This window comes from Mesorhizobium loti CJ3sym (genome assembly GCF_000472785.1).
GTDB lineage: Bacteria > Pseudomonadota > Alphaproteobacteria > Rhizobiales > Rhizobiaceae > Mesorhizobium > Mesorhizobium loti_E.
In genome coordinates, this window is record NZ_AXAL01000033.1 from 1 (window position 1) to 23,452 (window position 23,452).

The 23,452-nt window shown below is 61.3% G+C and carries 22 protein-coding genes and 2 pseudogenes; 17 read left to right on the forward strand and 7 right to left on the reverse strand.

Annotated elements, in window-relative coordinates; all coding sequences use genetic code 11:
- Together A3A9_RS45920 and A3A9_RS0131815 are read left to right on the forward strand one after the other, a co-directional pair.
- A partial coding sequence (locus A3A9_RS45920; protein ID WP_027062224.1) for a class I SAM-dependent methyltransferase occupies window positions 1–448 on the forward strand: 448 nt, incomplete at its 5' end.
- A gap of 148 nt (window positions 449–596) precedes the next feature.
- Window positions 597–1,871, forward strand: a complete 1,275-nt coding sequence (locus A3A9_RS0131815; RefSeq protein WP_027062225.1) for an SAM-dependent methyltransferase — start codon at window positions 597–599, stop codon at window positions 1,869–1,871.
- Window positions 1,872–2,016: 145 nt separating this feature from the next.
- Here the strand turns inward: A3A9_RS0131815 and A3A9_RS0131820 are convergent, their stop codons facing one another.
- The 5 genes from A3A9_RS0131820 to A3A9_RS0131840 form a co-directional block, all read right to left on the reverse strand.
- Window positions 2,017–3,780, reverse strand: a complete 1,764-nt coding sequence (locus A3A9_RS0131820) for an adenylate/guanylate cyclase domain-containing protein (protein ID WP_027062226.1) — start codon at window positions 3,778–3,780, stop codon at window positions 2,017–2,019.
- 597 nt (window positions 3,781–4,377) lie between these two features.
- Window positions 4,378–5,466 (reverse strand): alcohol dehydrogenase family protein, encoded by a 1,089-nt coding sequence (locus tag A3A9_RS0131825; protein ID WP_027062227.1) that lies wholly within the window; start codon window positions 5,464–5,466, stop codon window positions 4,378–4,380.
- Window positions 5,467–5,475: 9 nt separating this feature from the next.
- Window positions 5,476–6,855 (reverse strand): aspartate aminotransferase family protein, encoded by a 1,380-nt coding sequence (locus A3A9_RS0131830; RefSeq protein ID WP_027062228.1) that lies wholly within the window; start codon window positions 6,853–6,855, stop codon window positions 5,476–5,478.
- Between the two features lie 38 nt (window positions 6,856–6,893).
- On the reverse strand, window positions 6,894–8,387 hold the full coding sequence (locus tag A3A9_RS0131835; RefSeq protein ID WP_027062229.1) for an NAD-dependent succinate-semialdehyde dehydrogenase: 1,494 nt from the start codon (window positions 8,385–8,387) through the stop codon (window positions 6,894–6,896).
- 145 nt (window positions 8,388–8,532) lie between these two features.
- A complete protein-coding gene (locus A3A9_RS0131840; RefSeq protein ID WP_027062230.1) occupies window positions 8,533–9,024 on the reverse strand; it encodes an Lrp/AsnC family transcriptional regulator in 492 nt (163 codons plus the stop codon).
- An 83-nt stretch (window positions 9,025–9,107) separates the two neighbouring features.
- Here A3A9_RS0131840 and A3A9_RS0131845 point away from each other — a divergent pair, with 83 nt between their 5' ends.
- From A3A9_RS0131845 to A3A9_RS0131910, 14 genes and pseudogenes are all read left to right on the forward strand, one after another.
- The gene (locus tag A3A9_RS0131845; RefSeq protein ID WP_027062231.1) at window positions 9,108–10,493 is read left to right on the forward strand and encodes a PLP-dependent aminotransferase family protein; all 1,386 of its coding nucleotides are present in this window, start codon (window positions 9,108–9,110) and stop codon (window positions 10,491–10,493) included.
- A 191-nt stretch (window positions 10,494–10,684) separates the two neighbouring features.
- A complete protein-coding gene (gene ehuA / locus A3A9_RS0131850) occupies window positions 10,685–11,413 on the forward strand; it encodes an ectoine/hydroxyectoine ABC transporter ATP-binding protein EhuA (RefSeq protein ID WP_275451221.1) in 729 nt (242 codons plus the stop codon).
- Between the two features lie 94 nt (window positions 11,414–11,507).
- The gene (ehuB, locus tag A3A9_RS0131855) at window positions 11,508–12,359 is read left to right on the forward strand and encodes an ectoine/hydroxyectoine ABC transporter substrate-binding protein EhuB (RefSeq protein ID WP_027062233.1); all 852 of its coding nucleotides are present in this window, start codon (window positions 11,508–11,510) and stop codon (window positions 12,357–12,359) included.
- A gap of 220 nt (window positions 12,360–12,579) precedes the next feature.
- Window positions 12,580–13,239 (forward strand): ectoine/hydroxyectoine ABC transporter permease subunit EhuC, encoded by a 660-nt coding sequence (ehuC, locus tag A3A9_RS0131860; protein WP_027062234.1) that lies wholly within the window; start codon window positions 12,580–12,582, stop codon window positions 13,237–13,239.
- Window positions 13,240–13,272: 33 nt separating this feature from the next.
- Entirely contained in the window at window positions 13,273–13,932 is a 660-nt protein-coding gene (ehuD, locus tag A3A9_RS0131865; RefSeq protein WP_027062235.1) for an ectoine/hydroxyectoine ABC transporter permease subunit EhuD, read from the forward strand.
- A gap of 3 nt (window positions 13,933–13,935) precedes the next feature.
- Window positions 13,936–14,715: an ectoine utilization protein EutA gene (gene eutA, locus A3A9_RS0131870; protein WP_027062236.1), complete on the forward strand. Its 780-nt coding sequence runs from the start codon at window positions 13,936–13,938 to the stop codon at window positions 14,713–14,715.
- 5 nt (window positions 14,716–14,720) lie between these two features.
- Entirely contained in the window at window positions 14,721–15,707 is a 987-nt protein-coding gene (gene eutB / locus A3A9_RS0131875) for a hydroxyectoine utilization dehydratase EutB (protein ID WP_027062237.1), read from the forward strand.
- A complete protein-coding gene (gene eutC, locus A3A9_RS0131880; RefSeq protein ID WP_027062238.1) occupies window positions 15,704–16,696 on the forward strand; it encodes an ectoine utilization protein EutC in 993 nt (330 codons plus the stop codon). Before eutB ends, eutC begins: the two co-directional genes overlap by 4 nt.
- Before the next feature lie 36 nt (window positions 16,697–16,732).
- The gene (gene doeA / locus A3A9_RS0131885; protein WP_027062239.1) at window positions 16,733–17,911 is read left to right on the forward strand and encodes an ectoine hydrolase DoeA; all 1,179 of its coding nucleotides are present in this window, start codon (window positions 16,733–16,735) and stop codon (window positions 17,909–17,911) included.
- Between the two features lie 5 nt (window positions 17,912–17,916).
- Window positions 17,917–18,921 (forward strand): N(2)-acetyl-L-2,4-diaminobutanoate deacetylase DoeB, encoded by a 1,005-nt coding sequence (doeB, locus tag A3A9_RS0131890; protein WP_027062240.1) that lies wholly within the window; start codon window positions 17,917–17,919, stop codon window positions 18,919–18,921.
- Window positions 18,922–19,119: 198 nt separating this feature from the next.
- Window positions 19,120–19,398: pseudogene (locus A3A9_RS0131895) on the forward strand (tyrosine-type recombinase/integrase); the annotation flags it as partial.
- Between the two features lie 3 nt (window positions 19,399–19,401).
- A pseudogene (locus A3A9_RS43150) lies at window positions 19,402–19,668 on the forward strand (transposase zinc-binding domain-containing protein); the annotation flags it as partial.
- 239 nt (window positions 19,669–19,907) lie between these two features.
- Window positions 19,908–20,156, forward strand: coding sequence for a hypothetical protein (locus tag A3A9_RS45405; RefSeq protein WP_202596425.1), 249 nt, complete (start codon window positions 19,908–19,910; stop codon window positions 20,154–20,156).
- 5 nt (window positions 20,157–20,161) lie between these two features.
- A complete protein-coding gene (locus A3A9_RS0131910; protein ID WP_027062244.1) occupies window positions 20,162–20,404 on the forward strand; it encodes a DUF982 domain-containing protein in 243 nt (80 codons plus the stop codon).
- 65 nt (window positions 20,405–20,469) lie between these two features.
- On the opposite strand, the gene A3A9_RS45925 is transcribed toward A3A9_RS0131910, so the two are convergent.
- Together A3A9_RS45925 and A3A9_RS45930 are read right to left on the reverse strand one after the other, a co-directional pair.
- Complete coding sequence (locus A3A9_RS45925) at window positions 20,470–20,805, reverse strand: Crp/Fnr family transcriptional regulator (protein ID WP_245279169.1); 336 nt, start codon at window positions 20,803–20,805, stop codon at window positions 20,470–20,472.
- Window positions 20,778–21,170 carry a Crp/Fnr family transcriptional regulator gene (locus A3A9_RS45930; protein ID WP_245279170.1) on the reverse strand — a complete coding sequence of 131 codons (393 nt, stop codon included), beginning with the start codon at window positions 21,168–21,170 and terminating at the stop codon, window positions 20,778–20,780. The genes A3A9_RS45925 and A3A9_RS45930 overlap by 28 nt, the downstream gene beginning before the upstream one ends.
- 263 nt (window positions 21,171–21,433) lie before the next feature.
- On the opposite strand from A3A9_RS45930, the gene A3A9_RS0131920 reads away from it, so the two are divergent.
- Window positions 21,434–23,224, forward strand: coding sequence for a PAS domain S-box protein (locus A3A9_RS0131920; protein ID WP_027062245.1), 1,791 nt, complete (start codon window positions 21,434–21,436; stop codon window positions 23,222–23,224).
- Window positions 23,225–23,452: the final 228 nt, after the last annotated feature.

Here is a 23,452-nt window from a genome sequence, read left to right on the forward strand (position 1 = left end):
CGGCCGCATGCGGACGCTGGCGAAGGAACCGGGCCGAGAGAACGTCGAAGCCGTATCGGCGGACCTCGTGGCGATGCCGCAGGCCACGCAGCCAGCGGATGTCTTGTGGCTGCACCTGTTCTACCACGATCTCCACACCGCGCTGATGCAGAAGAAGGGTGCGACGGCGGCCGACTTCAATCGAGCCGTCTATNAGCGGCTGAAGCCCGGTGGGTCCTACGTCATCGTCGACCACGCCGCCGCCGCTGGGTCGGGCACGAGCGACACCCAGTCGCTGCATCGGATTGACCCTGCGTCCGTCCGCGAGGAGGTGGAGGCGGCCGGCTTCGTACTGGACGCGGAAAGCACCATGCTCGCGAACAAGGACGATCAGCACGCGATCAAGGTCTTCGATCCTTCGATCAAGGGCGAGACCGATCGCTTCGCCTACCGATTTTTGAAGATCTGATACCAAGGCTCGCCAAGATGAGGTCGGCTCTCGTACGGGAGGCGCAGGCGCGGCACCCGGGCGATGATGTCGGCCGTATATTAATTAGATCAGCCTGCGACTTTTCCCCTCGCCGTTCGTTTACTGCCATTGGGGACAGGACGCTTGAATGTCACACAAGGCAGCCGACCGCGCCGTACGGATCGTTCGCACGGTCATCGAGACGCTGGAGCCAGGGTTTGCTATTCGGCTTTGGACCGGCGAGCGGATCGGTCCTGACACCGGTCCAGTGCTCACCATCAATGACCAAGACATCGTCTGGCAGGTACTGAGGCGGCCGTCCTTGTCGACGCTGATCGAAATGTGGATTTCCAGGACCATAGACATCGAAGACGGGACTATTTTCGACTTCTATGCACTGCCATCGCAAGGCAAGCTCAGAACCAAGCTCAAGTCCCTGCCGAAGCTGGCGATCCTGCGCGATCTCCCTGCCGTGCTCTTGGCACGAAAGCAAATGTCGGCGCGCACCGACCTCTCCGGGCGCAACCCTTTCGTCAGCGGTTCAAACCAGGAAGCGATCCAGCATCACTACGACATTTCGAACGCCTTCTATCAGCTCTTCCTCGATGAACGCATGGTCTACAGCTGCGGCTACTTCAAGGATTTCGCAAACGGGATCGATCAGGCGCAAGCCGACAAGCTCGATCATATCTGCCGCAAGCTCAGGCTGAAGCCTGGCGAAAGGCTTCTCGACATTGGTTGCGGCTGGGGTGCAATGCTCATCCACGCCGCGAAAAACTACGGCGTTGTCGGACACGGTGTCTCGCTGTCGGAGGCGCAGACCAACCTCGCTAGGGAGCGCATCCGCGCCGAGGGGCTTGAGGATCGCATTACCATCGAGATCAAATCCTATGTTGAACTCTCGGGGTCGTTTGACAAGATATCCTCGATCGGCATGTTCGAGCATCTCGGCCTAGCAAACCACCACGCCTACTTCGCAACCGTCCATCGCCTCCTCAAGCCGGGAGGCATCTATCTGCATCACGCCATCACTCGGCGCAGCAAGGGCGACATGAAGAAGACCTTACGCAAGGGTCCGGAATTCAAGGCGCTGATCAAATACATCTTTCCGGGTGGCGAACTCGACACGATCGGCATGACGCTCGGCAATCTCGAAGCACATGGCTTTCTCATTTACGACGCCGAGAACCTGCGTGAGCATTATGCACGCACCTGCCGGCTTTGGGCCGAGCGCCTGGACGCACGGTTTGACGAGGCTATTGCCGAGGTTGGAGAAGCCAAGGCACGGCTCTGGCTTCTCTATCTCACCGGCTGCTCAATCACTTTCGAACGCGCCTCGGCGCAGATCTTTCAGACGATCGCGACCAAGCGGGCGCGAGGTCCCAGCGGATTGCCGCCGACACGCGCTGATATCTATCGCTAGATCACTTGAGCTGGCCCTATTTCGCGCCGCAGCCCTGTCCGAAATCAAGCTTCCGGCACACCCGCTGGCCAAGTCGCTCTATCCGAACTCTTCAACATGTGCTTCTGCATTGCAGGTGAGCAACTTTCGCCGTTGCGGGGAGGCCTTACTCCTTCAGACCCGCGCTTCGCAGATTGTCGCGTAAGTGTTTCAAGTCGCTGGGGTTTTTGTACGGCGTCATTTCGGGACCCGTACGCCCCGTGATTGTGGCACTCGGGTCCATCTGCTTGATCCGCTCCACAGCCTTTTTCGCGTCAACCAAATCTCCCAATGCCGCATGACTGGCTGCCAGGTAGAGGTACAGATTAACGGTTTCCACGCTTCGCAAACTCTGGAAAGCGGCGATCGCTTCATCGTAACGGTGGGCGTCGTGACAAATCTGGCCAAGTTGTAAGACGTACCATTCAGGGTGAAGGGGATTAAGGCGAATGGCCTTCTGCGCCACTTCTAAGCCCTCAACCGCTCTGCCAGCGCAACTCAGGCAGGAGGCAAAATCCATCATCACGTCGGCATCGTTCGGATTGAGTTCGAGCGCACGTTGAAACTCGGCGATAGCGCCTCCGGAACGTCCGCAAAACAGGCTATGCCCCGCGAGCGCATAGTACCCCCATGCCTCCGCACTATCGCGCTCGATCGCCAGATTGGCGTATTTCAGGCCATTCGCCAATGACGCCTCTGGATCCTCGCCCCAACCCTCGCAAGCTTCCATCAAGTGCGTCCAAGCGAGCTTTGCAAACGCCTTGCCAAACTTGGGGTCGAGCTCCCCAGCTTTCTCGAAAAGGTCGCGCGCAAGTAAGTTTCCGTCTTTGGTGAAGTGGTTCACAGCCTCCATGCCGCGCACGAAATAATCCAGAGCCTGAAAGTTTCGCGTTCCCGACGCCTCTGGTCGTTCCTGCCAGACCTTTAACAATCGCCCACCATAGGCGGTGGCGAGACTGCCTATGATCCTTTCGGTGACATCGTCCTGCACCGCAAAGATGTCATCGACGCCGCGATCATAGCGCTCTGCCCACAGGTGTCGGCCAGTCTTTCCATCGATGAGCTGGGCCGTAATTCGGACGCGCTCTTTTGACCGCTGTACGCTGCCTTCTAGGATGTAGCGGGCACCCAACTCTCGGCTCGCATCCTGGATTTTTATCGCCTTTCCTTTGTAGGCAAACGTCGAGTTGCTAGCGATAACAAAAAGGTCGCGAAACCGCGACAGTCCGGTGATGATGCTTTCTGTAATCCCATCCGCGAGGTAATCTTGCTGAGGATCGTCGCTCATATTGACGAAGGGCAGCAAGGCAATCGACGGCTTGTCTGAAAAAAAGGTGTTCGTGACCGGGGATGCTGCAGGGTCACCCAGACGTACCGCATAAGCTCTAATGGGCCGCTCGACGTTCTTGAGAGTTTGCTCTCCAATGTCGTCAAATTGCAGATCGAGCCGATTTCCGAGATGATCTCGCACCGCGCCCGAGACAATGACACCGCCAACCTGAGCGATGCCTTCGAGCCTTGCCGCTACATTCACCCCGTCGCCGAATAAATCGCCATCTTCGACAATCACGTCACCGACGTTGATCCCGATCCGGAATTCTATCGTCCGATCTTCGGAAAGGGCCGAGTTTCGATCCGACATTGCCTGTTGGATTTCGACCGCGCACGCCACGGCGTTCACGACGCTCGTGAACTCCGCCAGGACACCGTCGCCGGTCGTCTTAAAGATGCGGCCTTTGTGCGCGGCGATCTTCGGGTCTATCAATTCGGCTCGGATTTCCTTGAGGGCGCCAAGTGTGCCAACCTCGTCCCTGCCAACAAGCCGGGTGTAACCTGCCGCGTCGGCTGCAAGAAGGGCCGCGAGGCGGCGTTGGACGTATCCTTCTGCCATGTAACGCGTTGCCCTTGAATTGCGGCCTGATCGCGATTGTAGGTCCGACGTCCGGTCGAGTCCACGAGCCAAAGGACGTCGAGTACGGATCAAAGTGAACAGCGGGCCGGCCCTGGCGAGAAATGAAACATGCGGCGCTGCATGGTCTTCTTCCGGGCAAAAAAGGCAGTAAAAACCTGCCGGCCATCTTTATACAACATGAAACGAACATATGGCGTCAGCGCCGGTGGAGGTGTCGACGACTGAATTGCGCTTTTCTCTCATTCGGTAGAGACACGTGCTGACGCGATAGCCAGCTGCTGCTGCCTCCAAGGTCTCGCAAAGCGCATTCCCGAAACCGAGCTGGCGCAGCTGATGTCAGAGTAGAAGTCTGCCTTTTGAATTACGGAGCTTGGAGCTGCCAGTCTGCGTCCGGCCCCGAAGCGATAGCTTGGTTCCTGTTGCGCCGTCGGCAGCTTTGCGCCCAATGAAGGTCGTTCAGGGCTGAGTGGCCGCCACATAGAAGCAGACATTGCTGGCGATAAGGCCTGAGGTGCCTGTTGACTGAGGCAAACCATATGTTAGCTGCTCTGCTCGGGTCTGGATTTTGAAGTGATTTCATATCGCATCTGGCACCACCACCAGCTTGCCGACGAAATCCTTGGCAATGAAATCGGCCTGGGCGTGGTGGAAGTCGGAAAGCTTGTAGACGCCGCCGACCAGTGGCCTGATCTTGCCTTCTTCGATGTAGCGCACGATGCGGCGGAAATCGGCGCGCGTGCCCTGGCTCGAGCCGTGCAGTTGCAGCTGTTTCAGATACATGGTCCTGAGATCGAGCTGGACGACCGGGCCGGCGATTGCACCGGCGGTGGTGTAGCGGCCCTCGGGCCTCAGGATGCGCAAGAGATCGTTGAAGATCGCGCCGCCGACAAGGTCGGCCACCACGTCGATCGGCTGGCCGCCGGTCGCCTCAGTCACGGCCTGCGGCAAATCTGCGACACCACGGGTGATGACCGCCTCGGCACCGATGTCGCGCACCGCTTGCTCCTTGCCCTTGCCTACGACGGCGTAGGGGATGGCGCCGCGCGCCCTCGCCAGCTGCACGATGCCGGAGCCGACGCCGCCAGAGGCGCCGGTGATCAGAACGCGCTCGCCGGCTCTGAGGGCCGCGCGCTCCAGCATCTGCTCGCCGGTGAGGTATGCACAGCAGAAGGTGGCAAGCTCGACATCACTTAGCTTGGTGTCGACGACATGCGCATTCTCGGCGGGAACGGCCTGGTATTCGGCGAAACCGCCATCGCGGCCATGGCCCATATAATCGATGTCGGCCAGCGAATTATCTTCGCGGTTGTAGATGGAGAAATCGACCACTACCCGTTGACCGATACGGACCGGCGAAACGCCTTCGCCAACGGCGACGATTGTGCCCACCGTGTCCGTGCCCTGGATGCGCGGAAAGGTCAGCGTGTTGCCCTGCCGACGCCATGTCGACACGGCGGCGGCATCCTCTTCCGTACCATAGGCGCCCTGGCGCACCCAGACATCGGTGTTGTTCATGCCGCAAGCGGTGACCTTGACCAGAACTTCGCCAGGTCCAAGCGCCGGCACTTTCACATCGGTGCGGTAGACGAGCTTTTCTGGCCCGCCGTGCCCAGTGAGCAGCACGGCGGCCATGGTGGCGGGAAGGGTGTTGGTCATGGCATTCATGTCTGAATCTCAGAGGCTCGCAAACACGTTGTTGACGGCGTCGGCGGTCTTGGCCACCACGATGTCGGCTTCCTCACGAGTCAGGCACAGGGGTGGCGCAAAGCCGAGTATGTCGCCTTGCGGCATGGCGCGGCCGATGACTCCGCTCCTGGCAAGTGCCGTCGCCACCTGCGGCCCGATCTTCTGCGACGGATCGAAGAAGACGCGGTCTTCCTTGTCGGCGACGAACTCGACCGCCGCCAGCATGCCGTCGCCACGCACATCGCCGACATGTCTGTGGCCACCGACGGCCTTGGCCAGTTCATTGCGGAAGTAAGCGCCGGTCTCGCGGGCATTGGTCACCAGATCCATCTCGTCGATGAGTTCGAGATTGGCAACACCGGCGGCAACGCAGATCGGATGCGCCGAATAGGTCCAGCCATGGCCGAGCGAGCCGAGCTTGTCGGAACCCTGCACCAGCACCTGCCACATCTTGTCGGCGACGATGACCCCCGACAGCGGCGCGTAGGCCGAGGTCAGGCCCTTGGCGATAGTGATGAGGTCGGGCTTGATGCCGTAGTGGTCCGAACCGAACATGGTGCCCAGCCGGCCGAAGCCCGTCACCACCTCGTCGGCGACGAGCAGTACGTCGTATTTCTTCAGCACCGCCTGGATCTTCTCCCAGTAGCCGGCCGGCGGCGGCACGATGCCGCCCGTGCCGAGGATCGGCTCGCCGATGAAGGCGGCGACGGTTTCGGCGCCTTCGGCGAGCATCATCTCCTCGAGCTTGTCGGCGCAGTGTTGCGAAAACTGCTCCTCGCTCATCGAACGGTCGGCGCGGCGGAAATAGTACGGCGCCTCGGTGTGCAGCACCGGCGCGCGCGGCAGGTCGAAGGCGTTGTGGAACAGGTCGAGGCCCGTCAGCGACCCTGTCATCACGCCCGAGCCGTGATAGCCGCGCCAGCGCGAGATGATCTTCTTCTTCTCCGGCCGCCCTAGCACATTGTTGTAGTACCAGATCAGCTTGATGTTGGTCTCGTTGGCGTCCGAACCGGAGAGGCCGAAATAGACCCTCGACATGCCCTTTGGCGCGCGGTCGATGATCATCTTGGCCAGCGTGATCGAGGCCTCGGTGCCGTGGCCGACATAGGCGTGGTAGTAGGCGAGGTTCTTCGCCTGGGTGGCGATGGCATCAGCGATCTTCTGGCGGCCATAACCGACATTGACGCAATAGAGGCCGGCGAAGGCGTCGATGCTCTTCTTGCCATTGTTGTCCCAGACGGTAACGCCTTCGCCGCCTGCCATGATGCGCGTCGGGCTCTCACCGCGCGCATGCGTGCCCATGGGGGTCGATGGATGGAAGAAGTGGTCGCGATCCCAGGCGTTGAGTTCGTTGGACTGGTCGAGCATTTTTTGACTCCTGATGAAAAGGGCGATTGCTTTGCAGCTCAGGCTACATCGAGACAGAGATATTTGAGATCGGTGAACGCTTCGAGCCCGTGACGCGAGCCTTCGCGACCGATGCCGGACTGCTTGACGCCGCCGAACGGGATCGGCGCGCCGGTGATCTTCACCCGGTTGATGGCGACCATGCCATAGTCGAGCGCGCCGCCCATGCGCTGCTGGCGCGCGCCATTCTCGGTGACGAGATAGGCGACGAGACCATATTCGGTGGCGTTGGCGCGGGCGATCACTTCATCCTCGCTGTCGAAAGGCGTGACGGCGGCGACCGGCCCAAAAGTCTCCTCGCGCATGATCAGCGCCTCGTCAGGAACATCAGCAAGCAGCGTCGGCTGATAGAACAGCGGTCCGGCCTGGTGCCGCTTGCCGCCGATAAGGCAACGTGCGCCGTGGACAAGGGCATCGGCGACCTGCTCCTCGACCTTTGCTACGGCGCGCTCATGCATCAGCGGCCCGATGTCGATTTCCTCGGCAAGCCCGTTGCCGGTCCGCAACACCTCGATGCGCCCGGCGAAGGCGGCGCAGAAGCGATCGTAGAGCGGGCGCTGGACATAGATGCGGTTGGCGGCGAGGCAGTCCTGGCCCGACGTGGCGAATTTGGCGTCGATGGCGATACTCACGGCCTTGTCCAGGTCTGCGTCGCCGAACACGATCAGCGGTGCATGGCCGCCAAGCTCCATCACCAGCCGCTTCATCGTCGGTGCACTCTGGGCGGCGATAAGCCGGCCGATCTCGGTCGAGCCCGTAAAACTCATGGCGCGGACGCGTGCATCCTCGCACATCCGGCCGACGATCGTCGCGGCCTTGCCGGTGACGATGTTGAAGACGCCAGCCGGCAAGCCGGCGCGCTCGCCAAGCTCGGCCAGAGCCAGCGCCGACAGCGGTGTCTCGGACGATGGATGGGCGACGATGGTGCAGCCAGCTGCCAGAGCGGCGGCAGCCTTACGGGTCAGCATGGCGGACGGAAAATTCCAGGGCGTGACGACACCGACAACGCCGAGCGGTTCACGCCGCACCATCATTTCCGCGTTGGGCAGGTGACCGGTCACGCTCTCGGCGTTGAGACGTTTTGCTTCCTCGGCATACCACTCGACGAAGGAAGCGGCATACTCGATCTCGCCAAGCGATTCCTGCAGCGGCTTGCCCTGTTCCAGTGTCATCAGCAGAGCGAGGTCATCTTTCGCGGCGACGATCAGTTCAAACCATTTTCGCAGGATTTCGGATCGCTTCTTCGGCAACAGCGACCGCCAGGTCGGGAAGGCGCGGGCGGCGGCATCGATCGCCTTCGTCGTTTGCCGTGCATCGAGCGCGGCAACGAAGGCGACGGTGGTGCCGGTCGCCGGATCGGTGACCTCGAAGCTCTCAGCTGCTTCGCTCGCCGTCCAGTGCCCGTCGACATAGGCGAGTTCGCGCAGCAGCCGTCGGTCGGTAAGGCGGTCGAGCGCTTCATGGCGATGCGAGCGTGCAAAATGCGCGGACATGGTCGAAGCCTCCCGGTTCGTTCTGATACGGAAAGACTATCCATCACGCGCAGACAGAGAGGCTGTTTGGATGCCCTGACGTAGAGAGATTCTCTCTATTGCGCCGCCCTGGCAGACAATCTCTCTGGGCTTAGGCTCTCCGGGCTTAGGCCGACGCCGGCAGCAGGTCGGCTATCGGCAGCGCTGTCTCCTCCTTGACCGTCTTGGTGACGATGTAGGTGAAGTAGCGGTCGATGCCGATCTCGCGGTCGAGCAGGCCGTCGACCAGCCGCTGATAGGCGTCGATGTCGCGCGCCATCACCTTCAGCACATAGTCGACGCCGCCGCCCACCGACCAGCAGGCGATGATCTCGGGAATGTCGCGGATGACGCGCTCGAAGCGGTCGAAATCGGTCTGGCGATGGCTGGCCAGCGTCACCTCCATCAGTACCGTTGCGACCGGCGCCACGACACGCATGGCGATCCTGGCGTGATAGCCCGCGACGATGCCGGCCTTCTCCAGCTTGCGCAGCCGCATCCAGCACGGCGTCGGCGACAGCCCGACCTGTTCGGCCAGTGCCAGCTTGGTGATGCGCCCGTCACGCTGGATGGCGTCGAGGATCTTAAGGTCGATCGGGTCGAGTTTGGCGGCAGTCATCGTTATCCACTTTTTCGTCCAGACTACCATGATTACCCAATATTTCGATTGTCAATTGCACTGATTTCGATCTCTAATAAGTCATGACATTGTGGCAACCCGATCCCGCGCTCATCCGGCGGCCAGCCTATCAATCGCTTGCCGACCAGTTCGCGCGCGCCATCCATGACGGGCGCCTGACCAATGGCGCACGGCTGCCGACGCATCGCCGGCTGGCGGACGATCTCAAGCTCTCGGTGCAGACAGTCAGCCGCGCCTATGAAGAACTGATCCGTCGCGGCCTGATTTCAGGCGAGATCGGCCGCGGCAGCTTCGTCCAGACGCAGCGCCGCGAGCCGGAGCCGCCCTATTTGCCGGAACGCCTCGGCGAGGTCATCGACCTCTCCATCCTGAAGCCGGTGTGCGAGCCGATGCATCTGGAGCGGCTGAAACAGGCACTGGGCTGGTTGGCCGAAAACCTGCCATCGAGTTCGGCGCTGTCGTTCCGGCCCAACATGGTGTTCCCACGCCATCGCACGGTAGCCGTCGAATGGCTGAAGCTGTGCGGACTGGATATCTCGGCGCAAAACATCAGCCTGACCAATGGCGCCACCGCCGGCATGACCGTGGCGCTGATGAGCGTGGCGCCGCCCGGCTCGACCGTTGCCACCGAGGCGATCGGCCACCACACACTGGTGCCGCTGGCGCGCTATCTCGGCTTCAACCTTGAGGGCCTGCCGATCGATGACAATGGCCTGATCCCCGAGGCCTTGGACGAGGCCTGCCGGCTTTCGGACATTCGCGCGGTTTTCGTGCAGCCATCGGTGATCAATCCGACGGCAACGCTGATGGATGCGCAGCGCCGGGAGCAAATCGCTGCTGTCGCCCGCAAGCACGACATCGCCATCATCGAGAATGATGTGCTCGGTCCGCTGGTTGAGGATCGGCCGCCGCCGGTGGCCGCCTTTGCGCCGGAGCGCACGCTTTACGTCACTTCCTTCACCAAGATCACCGTGCCAGGCTTGCGCATCGGCTATCTCGCCGCGCCCGACCGCTATGTCGCCGCCGTCGCCAACCGGCACCTGGTGTCGAACTGGATGGCGACGCCGCTGGTGGCCGAGATCGCCACCAAATGGGTGACCGACGGCACGGCGATGGAACTCGTCCGCTGGCAGCGAGCCGCGCTGCGGCGGCGGCAGGACATCGCCGCCGAGGTGTTGGCCGGGATCGACTATCGCGCCCGGCGCGACGGGCTGCACGTCTGGTTGCAACTGCCCACCGACCGTGCGGAGGAGGGCTTTGTCGCCCAGGCCCGGCTGCAGGGCGTCGCGATCGCACCGGGCACATCCTTCCGCATTTCGCAGGCGCCGTGGCACCCGGCGGTGCGCATTTCGCTGGGGTCGACCACTGAAGGGGAACTGCGCGCGGGCTTAAGCGTTGTCACCAAGCTGTTGCTTGGCGATCCGGAGCATCTGCTGCTGGCGATTTAGGCTGACTATGCTTCGAAATTGTGCGCAATCAGAATAATTGTCATGATATTATTTTCATGATTGACATGATTTGGTGCGTTCCGCATCGTTAAGGGCACAGGCTTCTCCAGCACGGGGAAATTCATTTGTCCGCAACCACCGCGCCCATCATCAAGATCGACGGCATCTCGAAGAGCTTCGGCAGCTTCAAGGTGCTCGACGGCCTGTCGATGCAGGTCATGCCGCGCGAAAAACTGGCGCTGATCGGCCCGTCCGGCTCCGGCAAGACGACGATCCTGCGCATCCTGATGACGCTGGAGCGCATCGACGGCGGCCACATCCAGATCGATGGCGAGCAGCTCTACCACATGGAACGCAACGGCCAATTGTTGCCCGCCGACGAACGCCATCTGGCAAAAATGCGCCAAAAGACCGGCATGGTCTTCCAGCTGTTCAACCTGTTTCCGCACAAGAGCGTCATCGACAATGTGACGCTGGCGCCGATGCTGACCAAGGGCATGCTGCGCGCCGCCGCCGAGAAACGGGCGATGGAACTGCTCGACATGGTCGGCATGGCCGACAAGGCCAAGGCGATGCCGGCGCAACTGTCCGGCGGCCAGAAACAGCGCGTGGCAATCGCCCGCGCGCTCGCTCTGCAGCCGAAGATCATGCTGTTCGACGAGGTGACATCGGCGCTCGACCCGGAACTGGTCGAGGAGGTGCTCAACGTCTTGTGGCGGCTCTGCGCCGAGACCGACATGACCATGTTGCTGGTCACCCACGAAATGGGTTTTGCCCATGACTTCGCCGACCGGGTGCTGTTCTTCGATCGCGGCAAGATCGTCGAGGAAGGCAAGCCCGATGAGATTTTCCGCAATCCCAAACAGGAGCGCACGCAGGGCTTCCTGAAGAAGATCATCGCGGCCGGACATCGTGTCTGACCGCATGCCCCAAAGGCGGCAAAGCCGCCTTGGAGGCGGCGATGCCGCCATCCGATCAAAGCAAACCAAGAAAACAAACAAGGAGTTGGGAACAATGAAAAAACTTGGCATTCTGGCTGGCGTCGCCGGTTTGGCGCTGACGGCGGTGCTGGCCGCCTCGACAGCTGGCTCGGCGGATGACAGCAAGCTCGAACAGCTGAAGTCACAAGGCTTCGCCCGCGTCGCCATCGCCAACGAGCCGCCCTATACGGCGGTTGCCGCTGACGGCAAGGTCTCGGGCGCGGCACCCGATGTGGCGCGCGAAATCTTCAAGCGCCTTGGCGTGGCCGATATCGTCGCCTCGATCTCGGAATATGGCGCGATGATCCCCGGCCTGCAGGCCGGTCGCTTCGACGTCGTCACAGCCGGCCTGTTCATGAAGCCGGAGCGTTGCGCGGCTGTCGCCTATTCGGAGCCGGTGCTGTGCGACGCCGAGGCGATGCTGGTGAAGAAGGGCAATCCGAAGGGCTTCAAGAGCTACGAGGATGTCGCCAAGGACACATCGGCCACGATCGGCGCGCCGGGCGGCGGCACGGAGGAGAAGCTGGCGCTGAACGCAGGCGTGCCGCGCGAGCGTGTCGTCGTCGTGCCGGATGGCCAGAGCGGCCTGAAGATGCTGCAGGACGGCCGCATCGACGCTTATTCGCTCCCGGTTCTGTCGATTAACGACCTCATGAAGAAGGCCGCTGATCCGAACCTCGAAGTCATTGCGCCCGTGCAAGGCGCGCCCGTCTATTGCGACGGTGCCGCCTTCAAGAAGGGCGACGAAGCGCTGCGCGATGCCTTCGACGTCGAACTCGCCAAGATGAAGAAATCAGGCGAATTCGCCAAGATCATCGAGCCCTACGGCTTCTCAGCGGCAGCGGCAATGTCGACGACACGCGACAAGCTTTGCGCGGCGAAGTAGGGCGCCTGTTTTTCCTTCTCCCCGTTCAACGGGGAGAAGGTGGCCCGAAGGGCCGGATGAGGGGCGGCGCCAGCATTTCAAGGTTCGCGCTGCCCCTCATCTGCCTGCCGGCTTTCGTCGCTCGAAAAGCCAAGCAATTGGCTTTTCGCCCGCTACGCGGACCGCTCCTCAACTCCCCGTAAACGGGGAGAAGGATCCTAAAACCAAACGTTGGAACCCGATGACCCAGTGGTCCGGCTATCTCGGCCTGATAGTGCAGGGAGCGCTTGTCACCATCGAGCTGACGCTGATGGGGTCGGTGCTCGCCCTGATCATGGCCTTTCTTGCCGGCATGGGACGACTGTCGCGCTTCTTCGTGCTGAGGGCACTCGCTACCACCTATATCGAATTCTTCCGCGGCACGTCGATCTTCGTACAGCTGTTCTTCGCGTACTTCGTGTTGCCGCTGATCGGGATTGAGCTGACCCCGCTGCAAGCCGGCGTGCTGGCGCTCGGGCTTAATGTCGGTGCCTATGCCGCCGAGGTTGTGCGCGGCGGGGTACAATCGATCGGCCGCGAACAGCATGAGGCCTGCGTCGCGCTCAATCTCGGCCGCTGGCAAGGTATGCGCCATGTCATCCTGCCGCAGGCCTTTCTGGTGATGTTGCCGACCTTCGGCAACAACGCCATCGAACTGCTCAAGGCCACCTCCGTCGTCTCGCTGATCTCGCTCGCCGACCTGACCTTCCAGGCGCAGGTGGTGCGCGCCCAGACCGGCAACACCATGGTGCCCTTCACCACCATCCTGGTCATCTATTTCATCCTGGCGCTGCTCCTCTCGTGGGGCGTGCGCTCGCTGGAGCGACGCCTGGCGCGCGGCCTTGATGGGGTGCGCGTCTGATGGCCGGAGTCTGCTGATGACCGGAGCTTCCTGATGGAGTGGGATTGGAATTTCGTCTGGCAGATCATGCCGACGCTGATCCAGGGGGTGAAGATAACCATCCTGGCGACGCTGCTCGGTTCGATGCTGGCGGCTGTCGTCGGGCTGGGCATCGCTTTGGCGCGTCGCTCGCCCAACAAGGCATTGTCGCGCACCGTCGGTTGGGGGGCCGAATTCATCCGCGGCACGCCGCTCCTGGTGCAGCTTTATTTCATCTTCTACGTGCTGCCCGACATCGGCATTCTGCTGCCGCCCCTGGTCGCCGGCGTTATCGGGCTCGGGGTGCATTACGGCACCTACACGGCGGAGGTCTATCGCGCCGGCATCGACAATGTGCCGCGTGGCCAATGGGAGGCTGCCAAGGCGTGCAATCTCTCCGCCCGGCATACCTGGACGCACATCATCATCCCGCAGGCCATTCCGCCAATGATCCCGGCGCTGGCCAACTATTTCATCGCGATGTTCAAGGAGACGCCGCTGCTGTCGGCAATCACCGTGCTGGAGCTGATGAACCAGGCGAAAAGCGTGGCCAACACTTACTACCGCTATATCGAGCCGATCACCCTGGTCGGCGCTTTCTTCCTCATCATCAGTCTGTGTTCGGTCGTACTGCTGCGCTGGCTGGAACGCCGCTACGACAAGATCGAGAGATAGCCGATGAAAGCCTTGCCTGAAATCACGGTCTATCCCAACCGGCCGTCCCTTGATGATCGTCCTCTGGAAAAGCGCGTCGGGCTGATCATCCTGGCCACCGACCACACCAGCGAGCCGGATTTTCGCCGCATGGTGGCAAGCGAGCGGATCGGCGTCTATGTCGCGCGCATTCCCTATGCCAACCCGACAACGCCCGACAATCTGCGCAAGATGCAGCCGGCGCTGACGGCGGGCGCGGCCTTGATCCTGCCAGACGAACCCCTCGACGCCATCTGCTATTCCTGCACTTCAGCCTCGGTGGTGATCGGCGATGCCGAAATCGAGGCGGCAATACAGGCCGCCAAACCCGGCATTCCCGTGGTCACACCGCCTATGGCCGGTGTGCGCGGGCTGAACGCCTTTGGCGTTCGCAGGATCAGCATCCTCACGCCCTATACGGTCGAGACCTCCAGGCCGATGGCGACCTATTTCGCCGCGCGTGGCTTCGAAATCGCCAGCTTCACCTGTCTCAACTTCGAGGATGATCGCGAGATGGCGCGCATTCCGCCGGCAGCCCTTCTCGATCTCGCACGCCAGGCGACGCACTCACAAGCTGAAGGCTTATTCCTGTCCTGCACGGCGCTGCGCGGCGCGCTTGCCGTCACCGGTATGGAACAAGCGATCGGCCGCCCAGTCGTGACCAGCAACCAGGCTAGCGCCTGGAACTGCCTGCGCCTGTGTGGCGACGAGACAGCCCATTCCGAATTTGGCCGGCTGATGACTTTGCCTCTGCAGCACGATTGACGATCATGGCGACTGTTACTCCTGGCGACATCCAGACCGCTCGTGACCGTATCGCCGGCAAGGTCGAACGGACGCCAACCGTCCTGTCTCATAGCCTTTCGGAACGCCTCGGCGTCCCTGTCCATCTCAAGCTCGAGCATCGCCAAACCACCGGCAGCTTCAAACTGCGGGGCGCTTCAAATGCTGTCGCCTTGCTGACTGCCGAGGAGAAGGTCCGTGGCGTGGTCGCAGCTTCGACCGGCAATCACGGCCGGGCGCTGGCGCATGCGGCGAAGCTCGAAGGCATACGTGCGGTGATCTGCATGTCGCGTCTGGTGCCCGAAAACAAACTCACCGAAATCCGGCGGCTCGGAGCAGATGTCCGTATCGTCGGCAACAGCCAGGACGACGCGCAGCAGGAGGTCGAGCGGCTGGTGGGGGAGGAGGGGTTGATCATGATGCCGCCCTTCGACCATCCCGCCATCATCGCCGGGCAAGGCACGCTCGGACTGGAGATAATCGCCCAGGTCCCCGATGCCGCTCTTGTTCTGGTGCAGCTCTCAGGGGGTGGGTTGGCCTCCGGCGTTGCCGCGGCCATTAAAGGCGTCAGCCCCAGGACAAAGATCATCGGTGTCTCGATGGGGCGTGGCGCAGCGATGAAAGCGAGCCTCGACGCCGGGAAGCCTGTGCTGGTGGAAGAACTGCCGACGCTGGCGGATTCCCTCGGCGGCGGCATCGGCCTCGACAATCGGCTGACCTTCGCCATGTGCCGTGACCTGCTCGATGATGTCATTCTGCTGAGCGAGGACGAGATCGCCGCCGGCATTCGCCATGCCTATGCGCAGGAGCGCGAGATACTCGAAGGCGCCGGCGCCGTCGGCATTGCCGCGCTGCTTGCCGGCAAGGTCAAGCCGACCGGGCCGGTGGTTGTTCTTCTCTCTGGCGGCAACATGGACATGAATGAGCACCGCAGGACCGTCTGCGTTGAGGCCATTGCGGAGCGTGCCGCATGAGGCGGATGACGATCCTCACCGAAGCTGAACTGCGCAAGATCGTGAAGCTCGATCTCGATGCCGTTGCTTGTGTCGAAAACGCTTTTCGCGCGCTGGCCACCTTACCCGTGGCGATGCCGCCGATCCTGCGACTGGACATCCCCGAGCATCGCGGCGAGGTCGATGTGAAGACCGCCTATGTGCCCGGTCTCGACGGCTTCGCGGTAAAGATCAGCCCCGGCTTCTTCGACAATCCGAAACTCGGCCTGCCCAGCGTCAACGGCATGATGGTGCTGCTGTCGGCGAAGACCGGGTTGGTCGAGGCGCTGCTGCTCGACAATGGCTATCTCACCGATATTCGTACGGCCGCCGCCGGTGCGGTCGCGGCCAAGCATCTGTCGCGGCCGGACTCGTCCGTCGCCGCGATCTTCGGTGCCGGCGTGCAAGCCGGGTTGCAGTTGGAAGCGCTCATGCTGGTACGCCCGATCGCCGAGGCGCGCATCTGGGCGCGCGATGCGGCAAAGGCCGAGGCAACCGCAGGCGCCTTGCGCGAGAAACTCGGCATCGTGGTACGCGCCGAAGCTGATGCGGCCAAAGCGGCTGCAGGCGCCGACATCATCGTCACCACGACGCCATCGACCGAGCCGCTGATCAAGGCAGGCTTCGTCACAGCCGGCCAGCACATCACCGCCATGGGCTCGGACGCCGAGCACAAGAACGAGATTGCCCCGGCGATCCTGCGCATGGCCGATCTCTATGTAGCCGACAGCGCCAGGCAGACGCGGCGGCTGGGCGAACTGCATCATGCCATCACTGCCGGGGTGATGACCGCCGAGGAGGAGGTGGCCGAGCTTGGCCAGATCATCGCCGGCAAAAAGCACGGAAGGCGTTCGGCCAGCGACGTCACGATCGCCGACCTGACCGGCGCCGGTGTGCAGGACACAGCAATCGCCACGCTCGCCCGCGACCGGGCTCGCGGCGCCAGCGCCGGAACTATTTTCGAAAGCTGATGCTGGCCGTAAGGCTCAACAAACGAGGATCAACAAATGCAATCCAACCTGAAATTCTCGCGCGGCGAATTTGCGGATCGCCTCGCCAAGACCCGGCAAGCCATGGAGGCCAGGGGCGTCGATCTGCTTGTTGTCAGCGACCCCTCTAACATGGCCTGGCTGACCGGCTACGACGGCTGGTCTTTCTATGTGCATCAGGCGGTCATCGTGCCGCCTTCGGGTGAGCCCGTGTGGTACGGTCGTGGCCAGGACGCCAACGGCGCCAAGCGCACCGCCTATCTCGCCCACGACAACATCGTTGGCTATGCCGACCACTATGTGCAGTCGACCGAACGCCACCCGATGGACTTCTTGTCCAGCGTGCTGACTGACCGTGGCTGGGGCAAGCTCACCATCGGCGTCGAGATGGACAATTACTGGTTCTCGGCCGCCGCCTTCGCCGCCTTGCAGAAACACTTGCCCAATGCCCGCTTCGTCGATGCCACCGCACTGGTCAACTGGCAGCGCGCGGTGAAGAGCCCGACCGAGATCGGCTACATGCGCAAGGCCGCCCGCATCGTTGAGGCCATGCACCACCGCATCGTCGACAAGATTGAAGTCGGCATGCGCAAATGCGATCTCGTCGCCGAGATCTATGATGCCGGCACGCGTGGCATCGACGGTATTGGTGGCGACTATCCAGCGATCGTGCCGTTGTTGCCGTCAGGCGCGGATGCCTCGGCGCCGCATTTGACCTGGGACGACCAGCCGATGAAGCGGGGCGAGGGCACCTTCTTCGAGATCGCCGGATGCTACAACAGATACCATTGCCCGCTGTCGCGCACCGTTTTCCTCGGCAAGCCGACACAGGAGTTCCTCGATGCCGAGAAGGCCACACTGGAAGGCATGGAGGCGGGGCTTGCCGCCGCAAAGCCCGGCAATGCCTGCGAGGACATCGCCAACGCCTTCTTCGCCGTCCTAAAGAAGTACGGCATCGTAAAGGACAACCGCACCGGCTATTCGATCGGCCTGTCCTATCCGCCGGACTGGGGCGAGCGCACGATGAGCCTGCGCCCCGGCGACCGCACCGAGCTCAAGCCCGGCATGACTTTCCATTTCATGACCGGCCTGTGGCTGGAGACGATGGGGCTCGAGATTACAGAATCCATCCTGATCACCGAAACCGGTGTAGAGTGCCTGGCCAATGTTCCGCGCAAACTGGTGGTGAAGAATTGAGTCCGATGCCCAGCCTCCGCCCGTCGCCGATCGCGCCGACCGTCGATTTCGATCGCGACGGTATCCAGCACGGATTCCTGCGCCTGCCTTATAGCCGCGATGATTCCGCCTGGGGCTCGGTGATGATTCCGATCTGCGTCATCCGCAACGGCAAGGGGCCTACGGCTCTGCTTTCCGGCGGCAATCATGGCGACGAGTATGAAGGACCGCTGGCGCTGTACGAGTTGGCGCGCACGCTCGAACCTAAGAACGTCTCCGGCACGGTCATCATCGTGCCGGCGATGAACTATCCGGCCTTCCGCGCCGGCACGCGCACGTCGCCGATCGACAAGGGTAACATGAACCGCAGCTTTCCCGGCCGTCCCGACGGCACGGTGACGGAAAAAATCGCCGACTATTTCCAGCGCGAATTGCTGCCCCGTGCCGACCTCGTCTTCGATTTCCACTCCGGCGGCAGGACGCTGGATTTCGTGCCGTTCTGCGCCGCGCATACTTTGCCTGACAAGGCGCTGGAGCAGAAAGCCTTCGATGCCGTCGCTGCATTTTCGGCACCCTTCTCGATGCGCATGATCGAGATCGATTCCGTCGGCATGTACGACACGGCGGCCGAGGAAATGGGCAAGGTCTTCGTCAGCACCGAACTCGGCGGCGGCGGCACCTCGCGTGCGCAAACCGTACGTATTGCTCGGCGCGGCATTCTCAATGTGCTTTGCCATGCCGGCATTGTGCATGGTGCCGTCGAGAAGGGCAGAACCCAGTGGTTGGACATGCCGTCTGGCGATTGCTTCTCTTTTGCCGAGGACGACGGAATGATCGAAACCATGGTCGATCTCGGCGAGCCTGTTCAGAACGGCGCGGTTCTGGCCCGCATCCATTCCACCGGCCGCACCGGCATCGCTCCGCAGGAGATCAAGGCAAAAATGTCGGGCATGCTGGCGGCGCGGCATTTTCCCGGACTGGTCAAGGCTGGTGATTGCGTTTCGGTGGTTGGTGCTTTGGTCTTGGAATGATTTCCGTGGTGCGGTACTCGCGCGCAGGTCCGCTCTTCAGAAACTAAGCCTTAAAGCAAAATCGTTTGGCGAGTCGCTGCGAGCAAAAACTGGCGCCTGACGCACAGCTAGAGCTGAGACTCGATCGGAATTGGCGGACCAAGGCGGCTAGCAAACGTGAGAGAACCGGCTTCTTTGGCGCTAGAACTGAGGAGTAGCCCCATGGAGTCGCCGCAGCTCTATCGCATCGTCGTTGAGGCGGCCCAGGCCGCCGACATCGCCAAGCGGGTCGGGCCGCACACGTTGCGCCACAGCTTCGCCACCCACTTGCTGGAGGACGGCACCGACATCCGCATCATCCAGGTCCTGCTCGGGCATGCCAAGCTCAACAACACCGCACTTGACGCGAAGGTGGCGACCCGGACGGTGCGTGCCGTGACGAGCCCGCTCGACAAGCTCGGCCTGTTCAAGCCGGGAGAGGTCTCGCCCGACATCTGAGCCGTGCGCGCCTCGATCGAGGTCGCCGACATCTTCCGTGCTGCCGGACCCGCCTATCGGGCCGCCCATGCAGGTCACCTGAGCCTCATCCAGCTCAAGGTCATGTCGGCGATCGAGCACTGCCGCACCGCGGCCCTTGGCGGTCACGTCGAGGCCTGCGAGGACTACGGCCAATGGCGGATCGCCTACAACTCCTGCCGCAATCGGCACTGTCCGAAGTGCCAGGGCGCGGCGGCGAGGACATGGCTTGCCGAGCGCGAGGCCGCGCTGGCGTTTGCTTCGTCGCCTCAGCCGGGGACCGAACAGTGGAAGCGTCGCGGCCTATTCCCGAAAATCAAAGGCGATGATCCGCCGATAAGCTGTTGGCTCGAAGCGAGGCCTCAGGCCTTGTTCTCCGCATGTCCGGGGTGCGAAATGTTTGAATCGTACAGGGACCCCACCCCTCTGGAAAATCACCGAAGTTGGCACTATGAATCGTGCATCACTCGGATAGTTGGGGCCGAAGTGCCATGGACCTCGCTCGTCACGACAAATTGCGCTCTCTGAGCGTTCAGGAAATCCTTGCTTCCATCATCGCTGAAGCGCGGGCTGGTGACATCATTTCGGTCAAAGCGACCATCGAGGCTTACCGGAGGATGGTGCCCGGAGCGCCCCAGACCGAGTGCGACCTCACGGAACTGATCGTAGGCCAAGCGCTGCAATGGCAATGTGCGGTTGTGTTCGACAATCGACTTCCCCAAGATTCCGGCCGCCCGTAGAGCGCATGGATCTCCTTTGGTTCTCGCCTGCTGTTCGCGTGACGACTGACCGAGAAGGTGGGCAGGACCTTTGCCATAACGTGCAAAGTGCAGTTGCTCATCTCCAAACGTGGGCCAAGCGTGGACCGAAGTGGACCTTGGCAATGAGCGTCTGTTCGGCTGCGTTGGCCGATAAGGCTACCGCTCAGGAGGCGCGCAGGGCCTTTCGCGCCGCCGCCAAGGAGGAGGGGAGACTGCATGAGCTTTGATCTGTTTGGACATATAACCTTCGGCCAACATGCAACGTCCTTAAATCGTCCTTAAATCCGGACATTCAGCCAGAGGCGGCGCCGAAGTGCCGCTGCTCCTCCTCGCCATATGCGCTGTTCGTGAGATTTATCATTCTTAGGCGGCCGACAATGGTGATCTCGCCGCGCTTGGCGTGGACAAGGCCGCGATACTCAAGCATTTGGAGAGCCGTGGTAACGCCGGGGCGGCGGGAGCCGAGCATCGTCGCCAGAAATTCATGCGTCAGATAGATAATGTCTCCTTCGGCCCGGTCGTGAACCATGAGCAACCAACGAGCCAGCCGTTCCTCGATTTTCGAATGGCCGTTGACCAGCGCCGTCCGCGACGACTGGATTAGAAATGCGTGGGCGCAGCGAAGCAATGACGGGGAAGGGTCTGGCTGTCGGCAATCGCACTGCGAAGATCTTCGACCGGCAGGCACCAGCCGTCGCTGGCAACCTGGATGTAGGTCTCGTTGGGAGAGTTGTCCTGGCCGAGAATGACCGCAACCCCTGTCATGCCGTCGTGGCCAATGAAGCCGACCTCGCTTTGCCGCCCTCCGGTCAGGGTGGCGACCACCGACGCAATACCTGTCTCGGGGAAATAGACATACTGGATCGGTTGATATGCGATCTCCAGCCGGGCTTTGATGGCCAGTTCGACGTGATGCATCGATGGACGTAAGAGCGCGAAATCCTCAGCAGTGAGGGATTTCAAAACATAGTTGCGAAAAGTGGATTGAGGCATCGCTCTTCTCCCTGACGGGCAAGAGCATGTACTCTCTCACTGTCGGCTGCATCCAAAGGAAGGGTCCACGCACATCAGCCTAACTCTCGCCGGGTGTCATGCCAAGCAAACTGTGTGACGCTTCATGGAGACGCTTTATGGATTTGAACTTGCGACCGTTCTCTTGGATCGCGCGGCATCGGTTTGGGCAGTCTCAAATCTGGCAGAGCGGAACGAATTTTCCTGTCCCCCGTTCGTAGTGGTTGAGCTGAAAGGGGATCGGGATGAGCGAACCAACGCTTGGCAACGTTGTCGCCTTTGATAACCGTGGAATTTCCGTGGCCAGCGAGGACTTTAACTATAAGGATTTCTTTGAGAACGTTGGCGTCGCACTCCATTTGGTCAGCGCAGAAGGCGTCATCCTCCAAGCCAACAACGCTGAACTCGATCTGGTTGGTTATCCTACGGAGGAATATGTTGGCCGCCAGATTGCCGAGTTCCATTCTGACCCGGACGTGATCAAAGATATTTTGGACCGTCTGAGCCGTGGCGAAAAGATTGCAAAATATCCGGCGCGGCTCAGAGTGTTCGACGGGTCGATCAAGCACGTCGAAATCACGTCAAGCGGCAATTTCCGCGATGGCAAGCTGATCAACACAAGATGCTTCACCGTCGATGTGACCGACCTGGAGCAGGCCCGCAGTGAGTTGAGGCTCAAGGACAGTACCTATCATCAGATTTTGGATGCGCTTCCCGTCGCCATCTACACCACTGACGCGCATGGCACGATCACCTATTGCAACCGCGCCGCATCGGACCTCGCAGGCCGGGACCCCGAGATCGGTAAGGACAAATGGTGCGTCACGTTCAAGCTGTTCACGCCCGACGGCAAGGAACTGCCGCATGACGAATGTCCGATGGCGATTGCGCTCAAGGAGAACCGGCCCGTGTATAACCAGCAGGCCGTAGCTCAACGTTCGGACGGGTCGTTCTTCCCGGTTCAGCCCTATCCAACTCCTATACGTGACGAGAACGGCAATCTGCCAGGCGCAGTCAACATGCTGCTTGATCTTACTGACCGCGAACGGGCTGAGGAGATCCGCCACCATCTGTCAGCGATTGTGGAATCCTCGTTCGATGCAATCGTCAGCAAAGATTTGAACACGATCATCACGAGTTGGAATCACGGTGCCGAACGGCTGTTCGGCTACAACGCCGAGGAGGCCATTGGTCGATCCGTGACAATGCTGATCCCCGATGACCATCAGGACGAGGAGCCCCATATCATCGAACGCATCCGCCGCGGCGAACGGGTTGAGAGCTTCGAGACAGTTCGCAAGCGAAAGGATGGTAGCCTCTTCCCAGTCTCGCTGACGATATCGCCTGTGCGCAACGCAGCCGGGCAGATCATCGGCGCGTCGAAGATCGCCAGGGATATCACGTCAGCGAAAGAGAGTGAGCACCGGATTCGAATGCTGATGCGCGAGGTCAACCATCGGGTCAAAAACCAGTATTCGGTGATCCTCTCGATGATCAGGGAAACCAACAAGCGGGCCGAAAATCCCACGGTATTCGAGCGGCAGGTTCGCGACCGGATCATGGCTCTATCGCGGTCGCACGATCTGCTTGTTACGGGCGATTGGAAGGGCGTTACCGTTTTCGAACTCCTGTTGTCGCAAACCAAACCATTCGGCAATGAGGGCCGGATTTCCATGTCTGGACCCTCCGTTATTCTCAACCCAAATGCCGTACAGTATCTTGGGATCGCGTTTCACGAACTGGCCACCAATTCGGCCAAATACGGGGTGCTCTCGGGAGATAATGGAGCGATTTCGGTCAGGTGGGACGTTTCGTGGTCGGGCACTCAGCGGATATTCCAGCTTACGTGGAATGAAACAGATGGCCCAAGAGTTCAGGCCATTGGACAGGGCGGATTTGGAACGGTGGTGCTCAAGCGGGTTGCTCCCGAGGCGGTTGGGGGCACGAGTACTCTCGATTGCGGCCAGCATGGTATCGTCTGGAGTTTAGAAGCGCCACTAACTGCCGTGGAGTCCTCAATTGCCGCTGACGCTTAGGAATTGGGCGACTCAATAGGACCAGACCGGGCTACCACCGCGTTTGCGCACTCCGCGTCGAGGCAAGGGCTAGCGATTGAGCGGCCATCTCAGAGATACCAAGCTACAATGCCAGAGCTGCGGCCTAAGGCTACCCGCCTCGAATTGCTGAGGCATGCAGATCACGGTGAACCGTCTACAGTGCCACCATATGCAGACGCTCGACACTGAGAACGTCAGCGTGGCGCT